Here is a 21,410-nt window from a genome sequence, read left to right on the forward strand (position 1 = left end):
CCCATGGCCACCGTGATCCGCGAAGCCCCCGAAACCGTGAATCCGCTCGACGTCTCCCGCGCCGAATTGTGGCGCGAGGATCGCTGGCAGGAACCGATGCGGCGCCTGCGCGCCGAATCGCCGATCCATTATTGCGAGGATTCGAAGTTCGGTCCCTATTGGTCGGTGACGACCTACAAGCCGATCCAGCATGTCGAGGCGCTGCCCAAGATATTCTCCTCCTCGTGGGAGTATGGCGGCATCACCGTCGCGGGGGACGGCGTCGAGCATCTGCAGGAGGGCGAGGTCCCGATGCCGATGTTCATCGCGATGGACCCGCCGCAGCATACCGCGCAGCGCCGCACCGTCGCCCCGGCCTTCGGCCCCTCGGAAACCGAGCGCATGCGCGCCGATACGCTGAAGCGCACCAGCGACGTGCTCGATTCGCTTCCGGTCGGCGAGCCGTTCGACTGGGTCGAGAAGCTGTCGATCGAACTGACGACGCAAATGCTCGCGATCCTCTTCGATTTCCCGTGGGAGGAACGCCACAAGCTGACCGCCTGGTCCGACGCGCTGGGCGACATCGAAAGCTTCAACACCGCCGAGGAACGGCAGCAGCGGCTCGCCATCGCCTATGAAATGGGCGCCGCCTTCAAGGAGCTGTGGGACCGCAAGGCACAGAATCCGGGGCAGCACGACCTGATCTCGATCATGCTCCAGTCCGACGCGATGAGCCACATGAGCCACGAGGAATTCATGGGCAACCTGATCCTGCTCATCGTCGGCGGCAACGATACGACGCGCAATTCGATGTCGGCCTATGCCTATGGCCTGCACCAGTTCCCCGAGGAACGCGCGAAGCTCGAGGCGAATCACGATCCCGACCTCGCGGTCAATGCGATGCACGAGATCCTGCGCTGGCAGACCCCGCTCGCGCACATGCGCCGCACCGCGACCGAGGATACCGAATTGTTCGGGCACCAGATCCGCAAGCGCGACAAGATCGCGCTCTGGTACGCCTCGGCGAATCGCGACGAGAGCGTCTTTCCCGACGGCGACCGGATCATCGTCGATCGCGAGAATGCGCGCCGCCATCTGGCTTTCGGTTACGGCATCCATCGCTGCGTCGGCGCCCGCGTCGCCGAACTTCAGCTCACTGCGCTGATCTCCGAGATGCAGAAGCGGCGCCTGCGCGTCAACGTGCTGGCCGAGCCCGAGCGGGTGAATGCCTGCTTCGTCCACGGCTATCGCCACATGCAGGTCGAGCTCGAACGCTACTGACCTCCGGCCCGGCCGCGCGAGCTACGGCTGACGCGGCAGCGCCCTGACGCGCCAGACGCCGAGCCCGGTCCCGGCACCGATCGGCAGCGGTTCGAGCCAGGCGGGCGGCCGCCCGGCCGCAAGCTGCGCGGCGAGCCCGTCACGGCGCCCGCGCCGATACAGGCCGAAATCATTGGCGCCGCGGCAGACGACCACCAGCGTCGCCCGCTGTCGGCGGACCAGCGTTTCGGCCGCGTCCGGATCGCCGACGAAGGCGCGGATCGTGTCGGCCATCGCTTCCCGATTGCGGTGATGCGGCGTCGCGACGACGCTGTGGTGCGTCCAGAAAAGCAGCGGCGCGCCCAGGTCGATCGGTGCGAGGATCACCGCCGGGTCGAGCCGGTCGAGCGCCGCGATATTGGCCGGATCGAGGCAGGCCCCTTCCACCGAATCGAACGTGACACCCTGATCCGTGGACCGAAAGAAGGGAAAGGCCATGGCGAGCGGCACCGCCACCGCCATGCTGGCGAAGAGCGGCAGGCTGAAGATCGCGAGCGCCGAGGCCGCCAGCCGCAGCGGCATCGCGCGCAGCGCCCGCGCGCGGTCCCATATGCGCAGGCCGATCCAGGCGCAGCCGGGCAAGGCGAAAAGATGCGCCGTCGATACGCTGCGCAGCACCAGCAGCGACAGCAGCGCGGCGGCGGTCAGCGCGATGGCGATGGTGATCCAGTCGCGGCGTTCCGCCGCGGTGCGTGCGCTGCGCCAGGCGAGCAGCGTCCCGACGAGCCCGAGCAGCGACGGCACGACGACGAAGACGATGCTTTGTCCGCCCGACGCCCAGACGGGCTGGCCTTCGAGGACGGTGCGGTACCAATATTGGACGACGATCGGGTCGAGCGTGGCGAAGGGACCGCGCGCGCATTCCGGCGCCGTGCCGACCAGCGCGGCCGCTGCGAGGGCCGCGACGGCCCCGAGCAGCAGGAAACGCACGATGCGCCGCTCCGGTCGCAGCGCGACGACGCCGGCGGTGCCTGCGGCCGCGACGGCAAGCGCCACCAGATAGGGCGCCGACAGCGAATCGCACCAGCGTCCGACAAGGCCGGCGGGCCCGCGCGTCGCGAACTGGAGCAGGACCGCACCGCCGGCGAGCCCCGTCATGTAACCGATCAGCCGCGCCCGCTCGGCCGCACCCCCGCCCAGCGCCCAGCGCAACGCCACGATCGCCGCAAAACACCCCGCAAACACCCCCCCCTCAATCGACACCGCAAGCAGCATCGCCGCAAACAACCCTCCGAACAGCCCTGCGCTACGACTCGCGGGACGCAGGGCGTGCCAGAGGATCAGCATCGCGAGAAGAATCTGCCAGCCGTGATGATCGATGCGCAACGGGCGGAATTGCGCGATGATATAGATGCAGAAGATCAGGTATAAGGGCGCGGCCCAAGCAATGCGCCAGTCCGACAGGCCTCGAAAGCCGAGCGAGACGGCGATGAACAGTGTGCTGAGCAGCAGCGGTGGCCACAGCGCCATCACTACCTGTTCAGCAAGGGGCTGGCCGATCAGGGGCCTGAGCAACAGAATTCCGCCCGCGAGCGGAATGTCAACGATCCGCGACCAGTGCATCAGTACCCCGCCGCCCGCTGGATTTATGCGATGTTGGGTGAGATCCCACCAGTTTTGTCCGGCGATGAGGTCGCATACTTGGACCATCCGCATCGCATCGTCGGTGTCGCCGAGGAGGAGGGCTGTGGTTTCTGGCCAGTGGTTTGCGAAGATCATGGCGTGCGCGAGCGCCCAGAGGAGCAGCGCGAACCGGACCGGCGTCAGCCAGTTTCCGAAGCGTGGCCGGCGATCGTCCGCGTTCATGCGCGGCCCGGACGGAAGACGATGTGCCGGCGCAGCAGATAGGTCGTCTGGAAACTGATCGCGATCGCCGCAAGTTTTGCGATCCGCGGGTCGAGCCCCCAGCCGATGCCGATGCCGACGACGGCCGTGGTGACGGCGAGGCCGGCCAGCGCCGAGCCGACGAACAGCATCTTCTGCCGATGTCGCTCGCCGGTCCCGCGCGCCGCGGCGCTGTCGGCGAAGACGAGGCGGCTCGACACCAGCCAGTGCACCGCGATCCCGAGACCGTAGCCGAGCGCCGAGGCCGCCACCGGTTCGAGCCCGGCGCCGAGCAGCAGCAGGAACAGCCCGGCGTCGCAGCCGAGCGCGAGCACGCTCGCGAACAGATAGCCGATCCACCGGGCATCGCCGCGGCGGACGGCGCCGATCAGAAGGGCGAGCGGTTGCGGCATGACGTCATTCCGCCCGGCCGGCCATCAGGCCGCCCGCGCGGCGCGGACCGGAACGGCACGGACCGAGGCCAGGGCCGCGCCTTCGCCCTCGGCGCCGCTCTCGTGATATTCGGCGTCCTCGTTGACGCCCCAGATGTCATAGACGCGCGCGCCGGCGGCGATGTTGCGCACCGTCAGCATCGCGGTCATCATCGCATGATCCTGGTTGTTGTAGCGGTGCATGCCGTTGCGCCCGACCATGTGCAGCGTCGGATAGCGCGCCTCCAGCTCGGTGCGCAGCGCCGCGACATGCGCGGCATAATCATCGTCATAGACCGGATAGGCCTTTTCCTGCCGCACCACGACCCCGCCGACGACATCCTCCGCCCTGCACAGGCCGAGGATCGCCATCTCGTCGGTCGCGAGGCGGACAAGATCGGCGTCGCTCGACGACCACAGCCCGTCGCCTTCGAAGCAGAAATATTCGAGGCCGACGCAGGCAAGGTCGGGATCGGGTACCATCTCCGGCGACCAGCTGCGGAAGTTCTGGACCCGGCCCACCTTGACCTTGCTGTCGTGGATATAGATCCAGTTGTCGGGGAACAGGTCCTTCGACCGGATTTTCAGCGCAACGGTCAGGAAGTCGCGATATTTGAGGCTGGGCGCCGCGGTCAGCGCGGCGGCCGGAAGCGGATGGAGACGCGCCGCGAGTTCGCGCAGCGGCGCCGAGCTGATCACATGATCGGCGTCGATCACCACATCGCCGTCGGGACCGGTCGCGGTCAGGCGCCAACGGCCGGTCTTCTGGTCCTGGGAAAGCTGTTTGAGGCCGTGGCCCATCAACACATGGTTGCCGCCGACCACCACCTTGTCGCGCGCCGCTTCCCACATCATGCCGGGGCCAAGACGCGGATAGCGGAAGGTTTCGAGCAGGGTCTTGGCCGCCATGCCGTCATTCGGCGCCTTGCTGAGGCCAAGGCTGCGCTTGAGTCCGTCGAGCACCGCGGCGCCGAGGCTGAGCCCCTTGATGCGCTGCGCCGCCCAGTCGGCCGACATCTCGTCGCACGGCATCCCCCACACCTTTTCGGTATAGGTCTTGAAGAAGATCGAATAGAGCTTGTGCCCGAACTGGTTCACCGTCCAGTCCTCGAAGCTGCGCACGGTCCGGTTGGGCAGAAGCTTCGCCTTCGCATAGCTGGCCATGCACAGCGCCGAGCGGACGATGCCGAGGTTGAACAACGCCTCGAAAGCGCGCAGCGGGTAGGAATAGTAGCGGCCCTCGTAATAGATGCGGCTCATCCGCGGGCGCTGGATGAAATCGTCGGGCAGAATCTCGTTCCACAGATCGACGACCTCCTGGGCTTTCGAAAAGAAGCGATGCCCGCCGATATCGAAGCGAAAGCCGTCATGCTCGACGGTGCGGCTGATCCCGCCGACATAGACGGGGTCCTTCTCGATCACCGTCACCCGATAGCCCTGCTTCGTGAGCAGATAGGCGGCGGTCAATCCCGCCGGCCCGGCGCCGATGATCGCGACGTCGGCGCTGGTCGGCCCGTTCTGATTGTCAGGCATCGAAATTCCCCACGCAGCCCATGTTCACCCACCGCTGTGGCGCAGCGGCCCTAAAAACTGGTTAACGGAGCAGTAGGATTTGGGGCGTGGCTACCCAATACCCGCGGGAATTCAGGCTTCCTCAGGCCGGCCTGCTTTAGCATCCATGGCTGGGCCTTCCACTTTGCGCCACTTTTCATTCGGGAGCAGACCACGGCCCGTGAAACGGGTTAGGACGGATCGACATTCAGAAGATGGCGAGCCGGAGTCGAAGACGACCACAGGTCAAAATGGTGGATTTTCGGGACCCGGAGCGCAGCGTGCTGATGGCACGTGAGCACCGGAAGCGCGAAAAGCCGCCATTTGCAGGCCGCCAGAGCTGAATGTCGATCCGTCCTAGGCCCCTCAAGCAGTTGAGGCCTGTTCCCCGGCGAAAGCCGGGGTTCATATGGGGCAGCGCCATGCCATCTGGACCCCGGCTTTCGCCGGAGAACGGTTCCTTGCCGGAAACAACCGCCAAACAGGTTCAGGGTGACGCAAAAGAGGAACCACGCCGATATCCGCATTCGATAGGCATGGTCTGCCCCATCGACAAAGAGCCTCCTCGGCGGTCGAACGCGACGAAATGCGTCCGCCGGACGACGAAGCGAGACGCGATCGGCCGCATGGCGCCCGCGGGTTCAGCCAGGCGCCAGCATCGCGGTTCCAATCTGTCCCGCGGGGACCGACAGGAAAGGACGACCATGTTCTGGATGAAGAAATTCGCCCTGGCGGCGCTGATCGGCGCGAGCGCCGCGGCCGCCGTGCCGACCGACGCCGACGCGCGCGACCGCCACCACCGGAGCGGCTATTACGGACATCGCGACAATGATCGCTACCGCGATTACCGGCGCGATTACCGGCGCGACTATCGCCGCGATTATAGGCGCGATCATTATCGCGACCGCCGATATTACCGTTCCCGCCATCACTGCCGCAGCGGAGGAACGACAGGGCTGATCATCGGGGGCGCCGCCGGCGCGCTGCTGGGACGCGAGATCGACCGCTATGGCGACCGCACGCCCGGTACGATCATCGGCGCGGCCGGTGGTGCGCTTCTCGGTCGCGAGATCGATCGCAACAGCCGCTGCTGATCCGGGCCAGGCGGGCGGTGGAGAGCCCACCGGTGGCGTCATCGTCATCCCGGGCCTGCCCCGAGGTCCCCCGCTTCCTTTCGTGTACGGACGGAAGAAAAGCGGGATCCCGGGGCAAGCCCGCGATGACGACATCGATGTGGCGAACTTCAAATTCAGGTGATCAGGGCGATCCGTCGCTGGCCTCGCCGTCCGGCGCGGCCGCGCCGGGCCCTGCCAATGCGCGAGGCAGCGGCTTCAGCGCCAATGGGCCGAGCCGCACGCGCGGCGCCGCCTTGCCCGGGGAGGCGGCGATCGCGAAACCGGGGTCGAGACGCAGCGCGGCGGCCGATGTCCGATCGAGCCGTACCGTGTAGCGGCCATAGGGAACCCCTTCGAACAGAAAATAGCCGTCGAACTCGCTGAGCGTCGCCTTGCGCACGCGCCCTTCGGCATCGATCAGTTCGAGGCCCAGCCCCTCGATCGCCTGGCCGCCATCGCGCAGCGCCATGCCTTCGATCTCCCCCGCCGCGACCATCGGCAGCGTGACGCGCGTGGCAACGCCGGGACGCGGCGTCACGACGATGCCGGGCAGCGCCGACTGGACATAGGGGTCGGGCAGGCTGCCGGCATCGATCCCGATCATCACCGGGCGGAAGGGTTCGAGCCCGTCGATCATTGCCTGCCCCGCCGCGTCGGTCGCGGCATCGGCGTGGACCCGGCCCGCGGTCAGCGGCACGCCGGCCATCGCGCTCTCGCCCGGCTGGCGCACCCCGTCGCCATTGTCGTCGAGGAAGATATCGGCGAGCACCTGCCCGCGGCTCGCCAGCTTTTCGCTCGACAGCCGCCAGCCGCCGCCCGGTTTCGGACCGAAGCTGAAAGCGAGCGACAGCGACGCCGCCACCGACCCGTCGCTCGCCACCTCGCCGAACCCCGAAAGCTGGAAACGCCGGAAGCGCCGCGTGTAACCGATTCCGGCCCGCGCCCGGTCGTAGCCGCGATCATAGCCGACCTCGCCCCGCCACTCGGCATCGCCCTTGCCCGCCCACTCGCCGATCAGCGCCATGCGCGAGGCATCGTTGCCGCCCGCCAGCGCCACGCGCGCCTCGCCGCGCAGGCGGATGCGCCCGATCCGGGCGTTGGCGAGCAGGGTCGCGCCGAGATTGTCGGGCGGATCGGTGCCGAAGGGGTTATGGCTGCGGACCCAGTCGAGCTGGCCGGTCAGGCTGATCGCGCGCAGAGTGGCCGAGACGCGAGCGGTCGCCTCGAGACTCGAGACGCCCGTCCAGCGGTCGACCTGTCGCGCGTCGACGTGGAGGGGCAGCACCGTCCGTCCCAGCGTCACCGCCTGATCGAGCGAGAGCTGGTACAGGCCCCTGACGGACCCGGCGAACCGATCCGAGACGAAACCGCCCCACCCGCGCATCGCATCCGCGCGCACATAGGTTTCGCCGAAGGCGGCGAGCCAGCTGGCGCGCGCCGCCGATCCGCCATCCCCGGCATAGGCGCCCGCGACCTCGACCAGCGTCGGGCCGATTGCGCGGCGCAGCGCGACCTCGCCATAGGTCCGCCGGACATTCTCGATCATCAGGCTGTGTGCATAGGCGGCGACCGAGGTGCGCGCGTCGAGCCCGCGTTCGAGCCCCAGCGTGCCGCGCCAGCCGCGGCGGAAGGTCGCATGACGTCCGCCGAATTCGACGAGGTCGGCGTTTTCCTGCGCGATCCCCGCCCAATACCAGGTCTGCCGCGGCGGAATCGAGTCGATGCCAACCTGCAACTGCTTGATTTCACGCCGAATCTGCCCCTGCGGGCCGTACAATATGATCTCGAAGCGATTCGAGCCATATTGCAGCGGTACGTCGAGGAATTCATAGCGGCCGTCCGCACCGGGGGTCGCAAAGGCGAGCAGTTGGCCGTTGCGGTAGAGTTCGGCATCCCATCCGGCCGGCAGATCGCCGCGAAAATCGGTCCGGTCGAAACTGTCGGGCCGCTCGACCGGGCGATTGGTGACCACCGCGCCGCGCCCCGGCGCCGACTGCGCGACGAGTCCGGTGGACAGGAGCCCGACGTCGCCGACCGCATAATGGGTCGCCCGGAGCGGACCGAGCAACCGCCCCTCCGGATCGGTGCGATAGAGGCGCAGGCGGAGGCTGTCGGGAACGCCGCGATTGTCCGACGACAGGCGCGCATCGACGCTGTGCCCGAGCGCCTCGCCGGCGGCGAAAAGCTCGTAGCGCGCCTGGACGTGCGAACCGCCCCGCCGGTCGGCGATGGCGCCGGCCGAGGCGACGACATCGACCGACGGCGGGGTCCATGCACGGTACGGGCGACGCGCCTGCGGTAGGCTCGCGAGATCGAACGACACTTGCGGCCGGAGCGCGGCCGCGCGTGCGCGCCGCTCGGCGGCAAGCTGGAACGACAGCTTTTCCGCGGCGTCGATGCGCAGCACCGCGTTCGACAGGTCGGCGACGATCGGCAGGCCGAGCCAGGTGTCGAGGTTCTCCAGATCGACGCACCACCCCGCCGCGGTGTCGCGGATCGCACCCGGAGCGATCCGCAGGCGCTGGCTGCCCGCGCGCACCTCCCCCGCCTCGCGGTCGATGGTCAGCGTGCGCCGCTCGTCGAACACCCAGCCGGTTGCGCGGCGCAACTTGCGATCGATACGCAGCGACAGGTCGAGCGCGAGCACCATGTCGCCGAGATCGACGCAGATTCCCTGTGGCGTCTGATAGCCGCGCACGCCGCCGCCGAGCCGGTAGGCGCCCGAGCGCAGGTCGAACAGCCAGCTGTCGTCCTCGTTCGGCACCCAGCCGTCGGACGCGGCCGCGACCCCGCCGTCTTCGGCGGCACGCGCCGCGGCGGGCGTGCATCCGACCAGCGCGAGCAGCGCGAGGATCGCCGGCCGCCATCGCGTCAGGGTGCGCGTGAACATGGCTCGATCCGCCGAACCGGCGGCCGGTCCGCCCTATCGCACCACCCGGTCGGCCGCGTCGATCGTCGCGCCGCCGACCTCGCGATCCTCGGTGTAGCGGATATGCACCGGGCCCCGGAGCTGCGCCGCGAGGTCGGGCGGAATGCGCAGCGACACGGTGCGCGCATCGACCTCGGGATAGACGGCGATTCCGCGCGCGACGAGCAGCGGCCGCGGTTCGCCTCGCCGGGTCACCTCGATGTCGCCATAGACGGATCGCGTGCCCGAGCGCGTCAGATCGAATTCGAACGCGGGACCGTCGCGGGTCTCGCCGATCCGGGCATCGCCGATGGTCGCCGACGCCTGCAGATCGCCGATGCGGACGATCACCGGAATGGTGATGCCGTAGATCGGCGTGATCGCGATCGACACGCCCTCGCCCGCCGCCTTCGGCGCGGTCGCGGCGACGCTGTCGGGCACGGCGCGGAACAGCATGTGCGCACGATATTCGCCGGGCGGCGTGCCCTCGGGCACGCGGACGCCGACGCGGATGACCTGCGGCTGGTTCGGCGGCAGGACGACGCGGCGCGGGCTGAAGGCGATCATCGCGAGCGCGGCCTTTTCCGCCGGCGTCGCTTCCGCCTCGGCGATCTCGTCGAGTCCGCCGTCGGCGGCCATTCGCTTGACCTCGAGGCTGATGCGATAGGTCGCGGGCTCGCTGCCGATATTGTTGAGCACGACCTCGGCCCCGCGCGAACCGTCGAGGATGAGCCGCGTCGGTGCGACGAGCAGGTCGCCCGCCGCAAGAGCGGGCGTCGCGGGCAGCGCGAAGGCCGCCATGAAAAGGCACAGGAATGGCCCGAAAAGGCGCAGCATGGATACGATCCCCACAATCGTTGTCCGGCGCAGTCCCCACCGCACCGTCTGGTCGCATCCGGCTTTGCGCCACGATGGTTGATATTTCGCTAACCATGACGGCCGGGCGCGGGCACGGGGTTCGGCGCATGCGGAAAGGGCCGCGCGAGGCTGACGCCCCACGCGGCCCTTCGGATCGGCGGCTACTGGGGCCGCCCGCTCCCTTGCAGACGCCGTTACTGGTAGTTGACGGTCACATTATAGGTGCCGGCATAGTCGCCCGACGCCTGGTTGGCGCCGACGCTCAGCGTGCCGCCGACCTGGAAGGCGCCGCCGCTCGCGCCGAGCGTGACCGTGTTCGCCGAATAGGTGAGCGCCGCGGTCATCGTGCCGCTGATCGAGCCGTTGAGCGTCACGCTCGAATCGCCCGATACCGTCACGACGGCGCCGTTCGTGCCCTGGATGTCGAAGCTGCCGGCGGCGCCGGTGCCCGGACAGGACAGCCCCGAACCGCAGGTGCGCGTCCCCGCGGTCGTCATCGCGACGGTCGAGGCGGTCGAACCGCTGATGATCGTCCCGAAGTCGAGCGGGCTGCCGGCGGTGAGCTGGATCTGGCGAAGGATCTTGGCCTTGGCCTGTCCCGTGGCCGAAGCGGCCTGCGCCGCCTGGGCATTCATCGCGAAGGCAGCAATAGCGACGCCGGCGAGGGCGCGCTTCATTCCAATGGTGCGCATATGATTTGGTCCCTTGAACAGTCGATAGTCGAATGGAAATCCCACCCCATTCGCCGACCCCTTTAGCGGATCACCCGTTCAGGCTTTGCTCAACGACCATGGTTAACGGCGCGGAAGGGATTGGCCCGCACCGCCGGACGGTTCACCGAGCCGTCCGAATATGGTAATTTACGGGCGTGTCGATCCATGACGGTTGCCGCGACTCGAACCGCGGAGGCCGCGCGATGCGGGAGTTCCGGCCGTGCCTTCGCAGGAGGAAATCGCTCTCTACGAACGGCTGCTGAGCCGGTATCTGCGCTTCTACGACGCGCTGCGAAAGCGCGAAAGGCGCCCGAAAAGCGCGGCGCAGCGCCAGTTCCAGGACGTTGCCTGGGGCAAGGAGACACCCGTCACCGATCATGAAAAGGCCTATGTCTATCATCTGATCAGGGCCGGAATCCTGCGCACCCCGAAACCGCCGGTCGCGCCCGATCAGGACCCGATCGAAGCCTATCCGACCGGCATGAAGCCCGTTCCCAACGAGATCGGGCGCAAATGGGACGAACGCTGGATCGATCCGCCCGGCGGGTGATGCGCAAACGCCGGACGGAAGTCAGATCGCCTCGCCCGACAGGCGCTGGCAGATCATGTCGAGCTGGTCGAGCGACGCGAATTTCAGCGTCAGCGCGCCCTTGCCGCCCCCCGCATAGTGAATCGCCACGCCGATGCCGAGCAGTTCGGACAGATGCCGTTCGACCGCGACGATGTCCGGATCGCGCGCGCCGTCCATGCTCTTATATTCGAGCGGCGCCTTGCGCCCGCCGCCCTTCGCCTCGCGCACCAGCGCCTCGACCGCGCGTACCGACAGGCCGTCCTTCACCACCTTGCGCGCGATGCCCTCGGCATTGTCCGCCCCGATCAGCGCGCGCGCATGCCCCATCGACAGCGCGCCATCACCGACCAGATCCTGCACCGCCGCCGGCAGGTCGAGCAGGCGCATCAGATTCGCGACATGGCTGCGCGACTTGCCGACCAGCTTCGCGAGCGCGTCCTGGCTGTGCCCGAAATCCTCGATCAGCTTGCGATAGGCGCTCGCTTCTTCGATCGCGTTGAGGTCCTGCCGCTGGATATTCTCGACGAGCGCGATCTCGTAGGTCGCGGCGTCGTCGAGGTCGCGCACCAGCGCCGGTATCTGGTGCAGACCGGCGCGCTGCGCCGCGCGCCAGCGCCGTTCGCCCGCGACGAGCTGATATCCCTGCCCATCGGGCGCCCGCCGCACGATGATCGGCTGGAGCAGGCCGCGCGCGGCGATCGATTCGGCGAGCTCGACGATCGCCGCCTCGTCGAAATGCCGCCGCGGCTGGCCCGGAAGCGGGCGAATCGAGCCCACGGGGATCTGCTGGACCGCGTCGCCCGACATCGGCGCTGCCCGCGCCGCCGCGCCGGGCGCCGCGAGCACCGGCGCCTCGACCGCGGCGTCGCCGAACAGCGCATTCAGCCCGCGCCCCAGCCCCGAGGGCCGCTTGCGCGCCGGGGCCTGTCCAGTTTCCTCTTTCTTTTCCGTCATTTAAGCGGCCTTGCGAATGTTGGGAAGGCGGTCGATCAGCTCGCGCGCCAGCGCGATATAGGCGGCCGAACCCGCGCAGCGATGATCATAGATCAGCGCCGGGAGCCCATGGCTCGGCGCCTCCGACAGGCGCACGTTGCGGGGGATGACCGTTTCGAACACCACGGGGCCCAGACATTCGCGGACATCGTCCGACACCTGATCGGTCAGCCGGTTGCGCCGGTCGAACATGGTCAGCGCGACGCCGATGATCGAGAGTTGCGGATTGAAACGCCCGCGCACGCGCTCGACCGTGGTGAGCAACTGGCTCAGTCCCTCGAGCGCGAAGAATTCGCATTGCAGCGGCACGATCAGCGACTCGGCGGCGATCAGCGCGTTGAGCGTCAGCATGCCGAGCGACGGCGGACAGTCGATCAAACAGATATCCCATTGCCCGGCCTCGGCGCTCGACAGCGCCTGCTGCAAGCGATGCAGCCGATCGCCATATTCGATCAGCTCGATCTCGGCCCCCGACAGATCGACCGTCGCGGGAACGATGTCGAGCCGCGGCACCGCGGTGCGCACCGCGCATTCGGCCAGCGCCGCGTCGCCGCGCAGCAGTTCGTAGCTCGAGCATTCGCGTTGCGCCTGGCTGATCCCCAGCCCCGTCGAGGCATTGCCCTGCGGATCGAGGTCGATGATGAGCGTGCGCCAGCCGGTCGCCGCCAACGCGGTCGCGAGGTTGATCGCGGTCGTCGTCTTGCCGACCCCACCCTTCTGGTTCGCCACGGCGATCCGGATCATCGCTTCCCTCGCTGTCTTGCGCCGATTGCTCCGGCGCCGACCAATATTCGGCTGTCGGCATCGGTCAGGCTCTGTTCCACGTGGAACATTCTCTGCCACGCCGACGGGAGCAACGCCAGTTCCTTAACCGCATTTCGCCCCTTTGGCAGCAGCCAGCGCGTGTTTGCGGTGGAAAAACGCGTGGACAGCGCGATCAATCGGTCGAGCGGAGCGAAAGCGCGAGCGCTGATCGTCGCCGCCGGGCGCGTCGCGACCGCTTCGAGACGCGCTTCGGCCACCTCGACATGCGCCAGATCGAGCGCTTCGGCCACATCGCGCAGAAAGGCGCAGCGCCGCTTGCGCGACTCGACCAGCAGCATTGGCCGCTCGCTGAGAATCGCGACGACGAGGCCGGGCAGGCCTGGCCCGCTGCCAAGGTCGATCCACTGACCTTCTCCCTCGCGATCGAGGGCAAGCAGTTGCGCGCTATCGGCGATATGCCGGACCCACAGCGATGGAATCGTCGAAGCAGCGATCAGATTCTGCCGATCATTCTCCGCGACCAGCATCGTGGCGAAGCGCTCCAGCCGCTCCCATTGCCGCGCCGATGGAGAAAAAACCGCGTCGAGCCAGGCACGCGCCTGCTCGCCGTCGACGAGCAGCGATGGCGTTTCGGTCCTCACGCGGCCTGGCGGCGACTGTGCACCAGAATGGCGGTGAGCGCCGCCGGCGTCACGCCGTCGATGCGCGCCGCCTGTCCCAGCGTCTCGGGCCGTGCCAGCGACAGCCGCTCGACCATCTCGCGCGAGAGGCCGCCGATCACCGCATAATCGAGCGCCGGATCGAGCAGGATGGCTTCGTTCGCGGCCAGCGCGCGCAACTCGCTTTCCTGCCGCGCGATATAGGGCGCATAATGCGCGTCCTCGGCGAGTTCCGCGAGAATGGCCGGATCGATCCCCGCCAGCTGGGACGCCAGGCCACCAAGCGTGGCCATCGTGACGCCGGGGAAGCGCAGCAGGTCGATTCGCTTGCGGCCGACGCCATCGCCCGGAATGGCGATTCCGAGCGCGTGATAATCCGCCGTCGCCACAGGCTGATCGAGCAGGTGTTCGGCGCGCCGACGCTCCGCCATGCGCGCTTCGAACAGTTGCGCGGTTTCCGCGCGCACCAGCCCCAGACCGATTCCCTTCGGCGTCAGGCGCGTCGCGGCGTTGTCGGCGCGCAGCCGAAGCCGGTATTCGGCGCGCGCGGTCAGCATCCGATAGGGTTCGGTCACGCCCTGAAGCACCAGATCGTCAACCATCACCCCGATGTAGGATTCGGCACGGTCGAGGATCAGCGGTTCGCGGTCCTGCGCAGCCAGCGCGGCGTTGGCGCCGGCAACCAACCCCTGCGCCGCGGCTTCCTCATAGCCGGTCGTGCCGTTGATCTGGCCGGCGCAATAGAGGCCGTCGATGCCGCGGACCTGCAACGTCCGGTCGAGCGCGCGCGGATCGATATGATCATATTCGACCGCATAGCCCGGCACGGTCATCTCTACCCGTTCGAGCCCCTCCATCGTCCGCAACAGCGCGAGCTGGATTTCGGCGGGAAGCGATGTCGATACCCCGTTCGGATAGACGAGCGGCGTGTCGAGCCCCTCGGGCTCCAGAAACACCTGGTGCCCGTCGCGATCGGCAAAGCGATGAATCTTGTCCTCGATCGACGGACAGTAGCGCGGACCCTTGGCGCCGATCGCGCCGGTGAACAGCGGCGAGCGATGCAGATTCTCGGCGATGATCCGATGCGTCGCCGCATTGGTCCGGGTGATCGCGCAGAATATCTGCGGAACCGTGCGGCCCCTGTTCCACGTGGAACAGGTCCAGTCCCCGTCGTCGGAAGGCTGTTCCTCGAGCCGCGCCCAATCGATCGTCCGTCCATCGAGTCGCGGCGGCGTCCCGGTCTTGAGTCGCGCCATCGGCAGGGCGGCACCCCGGAGCTGTTCGGCGAGCCGATGCGCGCCCGCTTCGCCGACACGGCCGCCCTCGCTCTGCTCCTCGCCGCGAAACAGGCGTCCGCCGAGAAACGTGCCCGTCGCCAGAACGACGGCCCGCGCGGCGAGCACCGATCCGTCGCCGAGTTCGAGCCCTGTGACCCGCGATCCGTCGCTCGACCGGATCAGCGCCGCCGCTTCGCCCGAAACGACGGTGATGCCGGCCTCGGCCACGAGGAAGCTCTGGATCGCAGCGCGATAGCGCGCGCGGTCCGCCTGGATGCGCGGCCCCTGCACCGCCGCGCCCTTCGAGGCGTTGAGCATGCGATAATGGATGGCCGCCGCATCGGCGGCGCGCGCCATCCAGCCATCGAGCGCATCGACCTCGCGCATCAGATGGCCCTTGCCGAGACCGCCGATCGCCGGGTTGCACGACATGGTGCCGATCAGCGCCGGATCGAAGCTGACCAGCGCCACCCGCGCACCGAGCCGCGCCGCGGCGGCGGCGGCCTCGGTCCCGGCATGCCCACCGCCAACGACGATGACATCGAAATGGCTGCTGCTGTCCATGATCGTCGCGGCTCTTAGCGGAAAGCGAAGTTCAAATCCATCGGCGTCTCATCTCTGCTTTTGTTCCACGTGGAACATCATTTGCCGATGCAGAAACGGCCGAACAGCGTGTCGAGCATCTCCTCGACGCCAGCGCGCCCGGTGATGCGGTCGAGCGCCGCCGCCGCGAGGCGCAGCCGTTCCGCCAGCAGGATGAGGTCGCCCGCCTCGCGCGACGCCGTATCGATGGTCAGCCAGTTCCTCGCTTCGGCAAGTGCCGCGCGCTGGCGCTGGCGCAGCGCCGCTTCGCCCTCGCGCGGAAGCAGGGTGCGCGCCATTTCGACGATATGCCGGTGGAGCGCCTCCATCCCCTCGCCCGTTGCGGCCGACAGGACCACGTCGCAGCGCGCCGCATCGGCTTCGGCGGCCGCATCGCCGCGCCAGCGATCCGCCTGCGCCGCAATCAGGATGCAGCGCGGATGATCGGGCGTATCCTTCGGCGGCCCGAGCCATAGCAGAATGTCCGCCGCATCGACCGCGGCACGCGCGCGGTCGATGCCGATCGTCTCGATCGCATCGGCCCCTGCGCCGCGCAGCCCGGCCGTATCGGAAAAGCGCATCGCGATGCCGTCGAGCGCGAGCGGCGTTTCGATCACGTCGCGCGTCGTGCCCGCCACCGGCGACACGATCGCCAGCTCCCTTTGAGCCAAGGCATTGATAAGCGTTGATTTCCCGGTATTGGGCGGTCCGGCGATCACCACCGACAGCCCCTCGGCGATCACCTCCGCCGCCGGACGGGCAAGCCATGCATTCAGGTCCGCCGCCAGCGTCGCCATCGCTTCGGTCAGGCGATGCGCGGTCGCATCGCCATCGTCGACATCGTCTTCATCCGAGAAGTCGAGCTCGGCCTCGGCGCCCGCCATCAAGACGAGCAGCCGCGCCTGCCAGTCCTCGACCGCGCGCGACACGTGCCCGCTCGCCATCTCCAGCGCCTGGACGCGCTGGCTTTCGGTTTCGGCGGCGAGCAAATCCGCGAGCCCCTCGGCCTCGGCCAGATCGATCCGGCCGTTGAGGAAGGCGCGACGGGTGAATTCGCCCGGTTCGGCGCGGCGCAGGCCGGGCAGCGCGGCCAGTGCCGCCTCGACCGCGGCGATCACCGCGCGCCCGCCGTGCAGGTGCAGTTCGGCCAGATCCTCGCCCGTCGCGGTGGCGGGGCCCGGAAACCACAGGATCAGCGCCCGATCGAGCGGGCCGCCCGCGCGGTCGCGAAGCAGCGCCAGCGACGCGCGGCGCGGCGCGGGCAATCGCCCCGCCAGAGTCTCCAGAGCCGCGCCCGCCTGCGATCCGCTGAGGCGCACGACGCCGATTGCCGCCGGCGGCATCCCGCTCGACAGCGCAAAGATCGTGTCGTTCGCTTCGGGGTCGATCAGCTCTTGCGTCCCCCGCCCGTCTTGTCCGGATCGGCCTTGGGCGCGGGCTTCGCGCCGGCCCCCATCAACCCGCCGCCGAACTGTCCGAGCAGCGACTGGACGAGTCCCAGGCCCGATTCGCCCATCGGCACCCAGCTCTTGACCATCGCCTGCACCATTTCGGGGGTGATGCCCTTGGCCATCAACTCCTTGACGCGGCTCAGATAAATATCGTGCAGCGGTTCGAGATCGGGGAGCCCGAACAGGCGCCGCGCCTCTTCGGGCGTGCAATCCACCTCGATATTGAACTTCATTGCCCGTCTCCCACGAAGTGTCTCCCGCCCGAAAGCCGCTTTGGCTTGAGCCGCGCTGCCGCGACCGCTAGCTTCGCCTCTTCACCGGCAAGAAGCAAGAGTCAGGAGACCTCCCATGTCCGCAACCAACACCGAAATCCCCGCGCTCGACGGCGAGGGCCGGATTCCCGCCTATATCGCGCGCCCCGACGCCGAAAGCTCGCGCGCCATCATCGTGATTCCGGAGATTTTCGGCGTCAATGGCGGCATCCGGCAGAAGGTCGACGACTGGGCCGCGCTCGGCTATCTCGCCATCGCGCCCGACATCTTCTGGCGCTTCGCCCCCGGGGTCGAACTCGATCCCGACGTCGAGCCCGAATTCCAGCAGGCGCTCGGCTATTTCGGCCAGTATGACGCCGACGACGGGGTCAAGGACATCGAGGCGACGATCCGCTGGCTGCGCGATCAGGGCGTCGACAAGGTCGGCTGCGTCGGTTTCTGCCTGGGCGGCCGGCTCGCCTATATGGCGGCCGCGCGCACCGATATCGACGCGTCGGTCGGCTATTATGGCGTGATGATCGATACGATGCTGAACGAAAGCCACGCGATCTCGAACCCGCTGATGCTGCATATCCCGACCGCCGACCATTTCGTCGGCCCCGAGGCGCAGCAGAAGATTCACGAAGCGCTCGACCCGCATCCCAAGGTGACGCTCCACGACTATCCCGGTCTCGACCATGGTTTCGCCGCCACCAGCGGCAATCGCCGCGACGCCGAGGGCGCCGGGCAGGCCGACGCGCGCACCCGCGCCTTTTTCGCCGAGGCGCTGGCATGAGCGGTCCTACGGGGCTCGCCGCCTGGCACGCCTATATGGCGGGCGGCGGCGACCCGCAGGCGCTGCGCGACCTGCTCGCCGAGGATGCGGTGTTCCATTCGCCGGTCGTCCACACGCCGCAGCAGGGCCGCGACACGGTCTTCGCCTATCTGCACGCCGCCAGCCATGTGCTCGGCGGCGAGCATTTCCGCTATCTGCGCGAAATCGTCGACGGCGATCAGGCCTGCCTCGAGTTCGCGAGCGAGCTCGACGGCATCCATATCAACGGCGTCGACATCATCCGCTGGAACGGAGAAGGAAAGATACAGGATTTCAAGGTGATGGTCCGCCCGCTCAAGGCCATCAACAAGGTTTGGGAGAAAATGGCCGAAATGCTCGCCGCGCAGGCGGGCTGATCGCGCGGCCGTCCGATGCTTCGCTGGATCGCCTTTCCCGTCCTTTGCGCCGCGATCGTGCTCGCCGCGTGGTGGGGGCCGGCGCGCTGGACATTGATCCTGTGGGTGCCGCTGCTCGTCGTCGCCTTGTACGACGCCGGGCAGCGGCGCCATACGCTGCGCCGCAACTATCCGCTGATCGCGCATATCCGCTGGCTGTTCGAGGCGCTGCGTCCCTTTCTCTATGCCTATGTCGTCGAAAGTCCGTTCGACGGGCGCCCCTTCACCCGCAGCGAGCGCGACATCGTCTATGCGCGCGCCAAGGGCGATCTCGACGCGCATCCCTTCGGCACCGAGCTCGACGTCTATTCGGACGAATATGAATGGATGAGCCACAGCATCGCGCCCGTGGTCGCCGCCGACCGGACGCAGCGGGTGCGCGTCGGCACCGCGCAATGCTCGAGGCCCTATGACGCCGCGCTGCTCAACATTTCGGCGATGAGCTTCGGCTCGCTCGGCGCGAAGGCGATCGAGGCGCTCAACCTCGGTGCCCGCCGGGGCGGCTTCTATCACGACACGGGCGAGGGCGGCTTCAGCCCCTATCACCGCATCCACGGCGGCGATATCGTCTGGGAACTGGGCAGCGGCTATTTCGGCTGCCGCGACGCGACCGGCCGCTTCGACCCCGGCCGGTTCCGCGACCGCGCGCAGGACGATCAGGTCAAGATGATCGAGATCAAGCTGAGCCAGGGCGCCAAGCCCGGCCACGGCGGCGTGCTGCCCGGCGCCAAGGTCAGCGCCGAGATCGCCGCGACGCGCGGCGTGCCTGAAGGAGAGGACTGCATCTCCCCCGCCGCGCATTCAGCCTTCGCAACCCCGATCGAGATGGTCGAATGGGCCGCGAAGCTGCGCGAACTGTCGGGCGGCAAGCCCGTCGGCATCAAGCTGTGCGTCGGCCAACCGCACGAAATCTATGCCGTCATGAAGGCGATGCTCGAAACCGGAATCCGGCTCGATTTCATCGTCGTCGATGGCGCCGAGGGCGGCACCGGCGCGGCGCCGATCGAATTCTCGAACCGCGTCGGCATGCCGCTGCGCGAAGGGCTGATCTTCGTGCGCAACGCGCTCGCCGGTTGCGGATTGAAGGAGGAGATCCGCCTCGCCGCGTCGGGCAAGGTCCACTCGGGTGCCGGGCTCGCGGTCCATTGCGCGCTCGGCGCCGACTGGTCGAATGCCGCGCGCGCCTTCATGTTCAGCCTCGGCTGCGTCCAGTCGCTGCGCTGCCATACCGACCTGTGCCCGACCGGGGTCGCGACGCAGGACCCGGGCCGCCAGCGCGGGCTGGTGGTCGAGGACAAGGCAGCCCGCGTCCACCGCTTCCAGGCCGCGACCGTCTCCGCGCTATGGGACATCAGTTGCGCGATGGGGCTCGACAGCCCGTGGCGGATCCGCCCGCACCATCTGCACGAACGGCTCAATTCGGCGCGCTCGGATTCGATCGACCGCATCTATAATTTCTACCCGCGCAGCATCCTGCTCGACGATCCGGGGTCGGTCGCAAGCGCCCGTTACTGGGCGATGGCGCGCGCCGACAGCTTTCAGGCGGCGATGGAGGGAACGCCGGGATAAAGGCTGGAGTATCGTGCGTTAAATCCGGCGGTAACGAGAAAGCAGGAGCGTGATTTTGCTTTCATCGTCACCCGGATCAAGTCGGGATATATATCCTTCAGACAAGTAGGGAGCTGTTCCCCGGCGAAAGCCGGGGTCCATGCGTGGTAGCGCTGTGCCATCTGGACCCCGGCTTTCGCCGGGGAACAGTGACTTGTCGAAAAGGGATAAGTGCCGATCAAGTCCGGGGTGACGAGACAGGGAATTGCGCCTCCCTAATCCAAACTGCGTCACCGCCGGATTTAACGCTCGACGCCCTAGATCAGGCTGAGCTGGGCCAGTTCGCGGTAGAGGTGCGGCGGCAGGTCGGCGACGCCGCTGCCGTCCTCGGCGCTCGCCGGCGCATCGGCGTCGGCCAGGTAGCGCCAGCCCTGATGCGCGCGTTTCGGCTGCGGATGCACGCGCTCGAGCTTCGCCACGCAGACGATATCGAGCCGCCCGTCGGTGCGATCCTCGAAGCGCAATATCTCGACCCGGCCGACAAGCGTGTGCCGGATGATGAAATGCAGCTTGCCGCCGATCAGTTCGTCGGCGCGCTTCGGCCGCATCCGCGTCGTGAAACGCACCTCGCCCCCCTCGTCCCATGCCGCGATCCGCGCGGCGAGCGACGGATAATCGGGGCATCCGACGGCGACGCGAGTCATGTGGAGTTGGGGCATGAAAACCAAAATGGGCGCGATCGCGGCTGGTTCAAGGCACCCGGTTCACGGGGGGCCAGCACGCAAATGATATTCGCTCCGTCCCTCCATATTGACCGGCACCTGCAACAGGAGCAGCGGCGCGGAAAGGATCGCAAGCAAGGGTTTCAGGCCAAAGACCAACAGGGACGGCAGCGAGAACAGAGCCAGCGCCCCGGCCGCTGCCAGGGCGAACCGCCCGAGAGCGCGCGCCGCATGAGTGTTGGGCTCGGGCGCGGGCGCCGCGAGCATCTCCGACAGCACCGCCGAGGCATCCCGATGCTGCCAGGCGGGAACGGTCAGTCGAAAGCCGCCGATCGCCAGCACCGCGGGCGACACGCTCGCATAATGCTCGCCGCCGACATGGACGATAATCCCAGCCGCATCGAGCATGGCGGCGACGGCCAGCATCTCGCCGCGTCCCAATATCCACGCAATCGGCATCATCGCATCGCCCGCCATCGGCAGAGGATGAAACGGCGCGGCGGCCTTGTCCATGGCCGGTGGGGATTCGGGGTTCGGCACGGTTTCTCTTTCTCGTCACCCGAAACTTGTCTGGCAATGCCCCCTTTTCGACACGTCACTGTTCCCCGGCGAAAGCCGGGGTCCATGCGAGGCAGCGCTGTGCCATCTGGACCCCGGCTTTC

Annotated in this window: 20 protein-coding genes; 6 read left to right on the forward strand and 14 right to left on the reverse strand. The window is 67.9% G+C overall.

All coding sequences use genetic code 11. The features are described 5' to 3' along the window. Window positions 1-3: 3 nt before the first annotated feature. The gene (locus tag AC2S9W_RS03880) at window positions 4-1,260 is read left to right on the forward strand and encodes a cytochrome P450 (RefSeq protein ID WP_067180023.1); all 1,257 of its coding nucleotides are present in this window, start codon (window positions 4-6) and stop codon (window positions 1,258-1,260) included. Between the two features lie 21 nt (window positions 1,261-1,281). On the opposite strand, the gene AC2S9W_RS03885 is transcribed toward AC2S9W_RS03880, so the two are convergent. Genes AC2S9W_RS03885 through AC2S9W_RS03895 form a run of 3 tightly spaced genes read right to left on the reverse strand, consistent with a single transcriptional unit; the run spans window position 1,282 to window position 5,087 of the window. After that, a complete protein-coding gene (locus AC2S9W_RS03885; RefSeq protein ID WP_486571654.1) occupies window positions 1,282-3,105 on the reverse strand; it encodes a hypothetical protein in 1,824 nt (607 codons plus the stop codon). Then, a complete protein-coding gene (locus AC2S9W_RS03890; RefSeq protein ID WP_486571655.1) occupies window positions 3,102-3,536 on the reverse strand; it encodes a GtrA family protein in 435 nt (144 codons plus the stop codon). The genes AC2S9W_RS03885 and AC2S9W_RS03890 overlap by 4 nt, the downstream gene beginning before the upstream one ends. A gap of 24 nt (window positions 3,537-3,560) precedes the next feature. Then, window positions 3,561-5,087: an NAD(P)/FAD-dependent oxidoreductase gene (locus AC2S9W_RS03895; RefSeq protein WP_486571656.1), complete on the reverse strand. Its 1,527-nt coding sequence runs from the start codon at window positions 5,085-5,087 to the stop codon at window positions 3,561-3,563. A gap of 731 nt (window positions 5,088-5,818) precedes the next feature. Here AC2S9W_RS03895 and AC2S9W_RS03900 point away from each other — a divergent pair. Beyond that, window positions 5,819-6,199, forward strand: a complete 381-nt coding sequence (locus AC2S9W_RS03900; protein ID WP_067112633.1) for a glycine zipper 2TM domain-containing protein — start codon at window positions 5,819-5,821, stop codon at window positions 6,197-6,199. A gap of 163 nt (window positions 6,200-6,362) precedes the next feature. Here the strand turns inward: AC2S9W_RS03900 and AC2S9W_RS03905 are convergent, their stop codons facing one another. The 3 genes from AC2S9W_RS03905 to AC2S9W_RS03915 form a co-directional block, all read right to left on the reverse strand. Further along, window positions 6,363-9,110: an MSCRAMM family protein gene (locus AC2S9W_RS03905; protein ID WP_486571657.1), complete on the reverse strand. Its 2,748-nt coding sequence runs from the start codon at window positions 9,108-9,110 to the stop codon at window positions 6,363-6,365. A 33-nt stretch (window positions 9,111-9,143) separates the two neighbouring features. Next, complete coding sequence (locus tag AC2S9W_RS03910) at window positions 9,144-9,965, reverse strand: fimbrial biogenesis chaperone (RefSeq protein ID WP_486571658.1); 822 nt, start codon at window positions 9,963-9,965, stop codon at window positions 9,144-9,146. 215 nt (window positions 9,966-10,180) lie between these two features. After that, window positions 10,181-10,678, reverse strand: coding sequence for a DUF4402 domain-containing protein (locus AC2S9W_RS03915; RefSeq protein ID WP_076073380.1), 498 nt, complete (start codon window positions 10,676-10,678; stop codon window positions 10,181-10,183). 241 nt (window positions 10,679-10,919) lie between these two features. Between AC2S9W_RS03915 and AC2S9W_RS03920 the strand changes: the two genes are divergently transcribed. Further along, entirely contained in the window at window positions 10,920-11,249 is a 330-nt protein-coding gene (locus AC2S9W_RS03920) for a hypothetical protein (RefSeq protein WP_104960423.1), read from the forward strand. Between the two features lie 21 nt (window positions 11,250-11,270). On the opposite strand, the gene AC2S9W_RS03925 is transcribed toward AC2S9W_RS03920, so the two are convergent. The 6 genes from AC2S9W_RS03925 to AC2S9W_RS03950 all read right to left on the reverse strand — a co-directional run bounded on the left by AC2S9W_RS03925 (window position 11,271) and on the right by AC2S9W_RS03950 (window position 17,230). Further along, window positions 11,271-12,224 carry a ParB/RepB/Spo0J family partition protein gene (locus AC2S9W_RS03925; RefSeq protein WP_067112616.1) on the reverse strand — a complete coding sequence of 318 codons (954 nt, stop codon included), beginning with the start codon at window positions 12,222-12,224 and terminating at the stop codon, window positions 11,271-11,273. Continuing rightward, window positions 12,225-13,007: a ParA family protein gene (locus AC2S9W_RS03930; RefSeq protein WP_067112612.1), complete on the reverse strand. Its 783-nt coding sequence runs from the start codon at window positions 13,005-13,007 to the stop codon at window positions 12,225-12,227. After that, complete coding sequence (rsmG, locus tag AC2S9W_RS03935) at window positions 13,004-13,669, reverse strand: 16S rRNA (guanine(527)-N(7))-methyltransferase RsmG (RefSeq protein WP_486571659.1); 666 nt, start codon at window positions 13,667-13,669, stop codon at window positions 13,004-13,006. Before rsmG ends, AC2S9W_RS03930 begins: the two co-directional genes overlap by 4 nt. Further along, complete coding sequence (gene mnmG, locus AC2S9W_RS03940) at window positions 13,666-15,528, reverse strand: tRNA uridine-5-carboxymethylaminomethyl(34) synthesis enzyme MnmG (RefSeq protein ID WP_486571660.1); 1,863 nt, start codon at window positions 15,526-15,528, stop codon at window positions 13,666-13,668. Before mnmG ends, rsmG begins: the two co-directional genes overlap by 4 nt. Window positions 15,529-15,605: 77 nt before the next feature. Next, entirely contained in the window at window positions 15,606-16,910 is a 1,305-nt protein-coding gene (mnmE, locus tag AC2S9W_RS03945) for a tRNA uridine-5-carboxymethylaminomethyl(34) synthesis GTPase MnmE (RefSeq protein WP_486572057.1), read from the reverse strand. A gap of 23 nt (window positions 16,911-16,933) precedes the next feature. Continuing rightward, a complete protein-coding gene (locus AC2S9W_RS03950) occupies window positions 16,934-17,230 on the reverse strand; it encodes a DUF6489 family protein (protein ID WP_067180060.1) in 297 nt (98 codons plus the stop codon). 115 nt (window positions 17,231-17,345) lie between these two features. On the opposite strand from AC2S9W_RS03950, the gene AC2S9W_RS03955 reads away from it, so the two are divergent. From AC2S9W_RS03955 to AC2S9W_RS03965, 3 genes are read left to right on the forward strand one after another with little or no spacing between them, the layout of a single operon-like run. Beyond that, a complete protein-coding gene (locus AC2S9W_RS03955) occupies window positions 17,346-18,044 on the forward strand; it encodes a dienelactone hydrolase family protein (protein ID WP_067112600.1) in 699 nt (232 codons plus the stop codon). Next, entirely contained in the window at window positions 18,041-18,439 is a 399-nt protein-coding gene (locus AC2S9W_RS03960; RefSeq protein ID WP_486571661.1) for a nuclear transport factor 2 family protein, read from the forward strand. The genes AC2S9W_RS03955 and AC2S9W_RS03960 overlap by 4 nt, the downstream gene beginning before the upstream one ends. 15 nt (window positions 18,440-18,454) lie before the next feature. After that, window positions 18,455-20,047: an FMN-binding glutamate synthase family protein gene (locus tag AC2S9W_RS03965; RefSeq protein ID WP_486571662.1), complete on the forward strand. Its 1,593-nt coding sequence runs from the start codon at window positions 18,455-18,457 to the stop codon at window positions 20,045-20,047. A gap of 296 nt (window positions 20,048-20,343) precedes the next feature. Here the strand turns inward: AC2S9W_RS03965 and AC2S9W_RS03970 are convergent, their stop codons facing one another. Continuing rightward, window positions 20,344-20,730 (reverse strand): DUF1489 domain-containing protein, encoded by a 387-nt coding sequence (locus AC2S9W_RS03970; RefSeq protein WP_237233679.1) that lies wholly within the window; start codon window positions 20,728-20,730, stop codon window positions 20,344-20,346. A 60-nt stretch (window positions 20,731-20,790) separates the two neighbouring features. Continuing rightward, a complete protein-coding gene (locus tag AC2S9W_RS03975; protein ID WP_486571663.1) occupies window positions 20,791-21,261 on the reverse strand; it encodes a hypothetical protein in 471 nt (156 codons plus the stop codon). Window positions 21,262-21,410 lie beyond the last annotated feature (149 nt).

This window comes from Sphingopyxis sp. 550B, assembly GCF_057401805.1.

Coding starts and splice junctions, on each gene's coding strand:
- AC2S9W_RS03890 (WP_486571655.1), bottom strand. CDS start 3,536: ATGCCGCAACCGCTCGCCCTTCTGATCGGCGCCGTCCGCCGCGGCGAT.
- AC2S9W_RS03970 (WP_237233679.1), bottom strand. CDS start 20,730: ATGACTCGCGTCGCCGTCGGATGCCCCGATTATCCGTCGCTCGCCGCG.
- AC2S9W_RS03930 (WP_067112612.1), bottom strand. CDS start 13,007: ATGATCCGGATCGCCGTGGCGAACCAGAAGGGTGGGGTCGGCAAGACG.
- AC2S9W_RS03895 (WP_486571656.1), bottom strand. CDS start 5,087: ATGCCTGACAATCAGAACGGGCCGACCAGCGCCGACGTCGCGATCATC.
- AC2S9W_RS03905 (WP_486571657.1), bottom strand. CDS start 9,110: ATGTTCACGCGCACCCTGACGCGATGGCGGCCGGCGATCCTCGCGCTG.
- AC2S9W_RS03960 (WP_486571661.1), top strand. CDS start 18,041: ATGAGCGGTCCTACGGGGCTCGCCGCCTGGCACGCCTATATGGCGGGC.
- AC2S9W_RS03955 (WP_067112600.1), top strand. CDS start 17,346: ATGTCCGCAACCAACACCGAAATCCCCGCGCTCGACGGCGAGGGCCGG.
- AC2S9W_RS03900 (WP_067112633.1), top strand. CDS start 5,819: ATGAAGAAATTCGCCCTGGCGGCGCTGATCGGCGCGAGCGCCGCGGCC.
- AC2S9W_RS03885 (WP_486571654.1), bottom strand. CDS start 3,105: ATGAACGCGGACGATCGCCGGCCACGCTTCGGAAACTGGCTGACGCCG.
- mnmG (WP_486571660.1), bottom strand. CDS start 15,528: ATGGACAGCAGCAGCCATTTCGATGTCATCGTCGTTGGCGGTGGGCAT.
- AC2S9W_RS03975 (WP_486571663.1), bottom strand. CDS start 21,261: ATGGACAAGGCCGCCGCGCCGTTTCATCCTCTGCCGATGGCGGGCGAT.
- AC2S9W_RS03915 (WP_076073380.1), bottom strand. CDS start 10,678: ATGCGCACCATTGGAATGAAGCGCGCCCTCGCCGGCGTCGCTATTGCT.
- AC2S9W_RS03950 (WP_067180060.1), bottom strand. CDS start 17,230: ATGAAGTTCAATATCGAGGTGGATTGCACGCCCGAAGAGGCGCGGCGC.
- AC2S9W_RS03880 (WP_067180023.1), top strand. CDS start 4: ATGGCCACCGTGATCCGCGAAGCCCCCGAAACCGTGAATCCGCTCGAC.
- AC2S9W_RS03965 (WP_486571662.1), top strand. CDS start 18,455: ATGCTTCGCTGGATCGCCTTTCCCGTCCTTTGCGCCGCGATCGTGCTC.
- AC2S9W_RS03910 (WP_486571658.1), bottom strand. CDS start 9,965: ATGCTGCGCCTTTTCGGGCCATTCCTGTGCCTTTTCATGGCGGCCTTC.
- AC2S9W_RS03925 (WP_067112616.1), bottom strand. CDS start 12,224: ATGACGGAAAAGAAAGAGGAAACTGGACAGGCCCCGGCGCGCAAGCGG.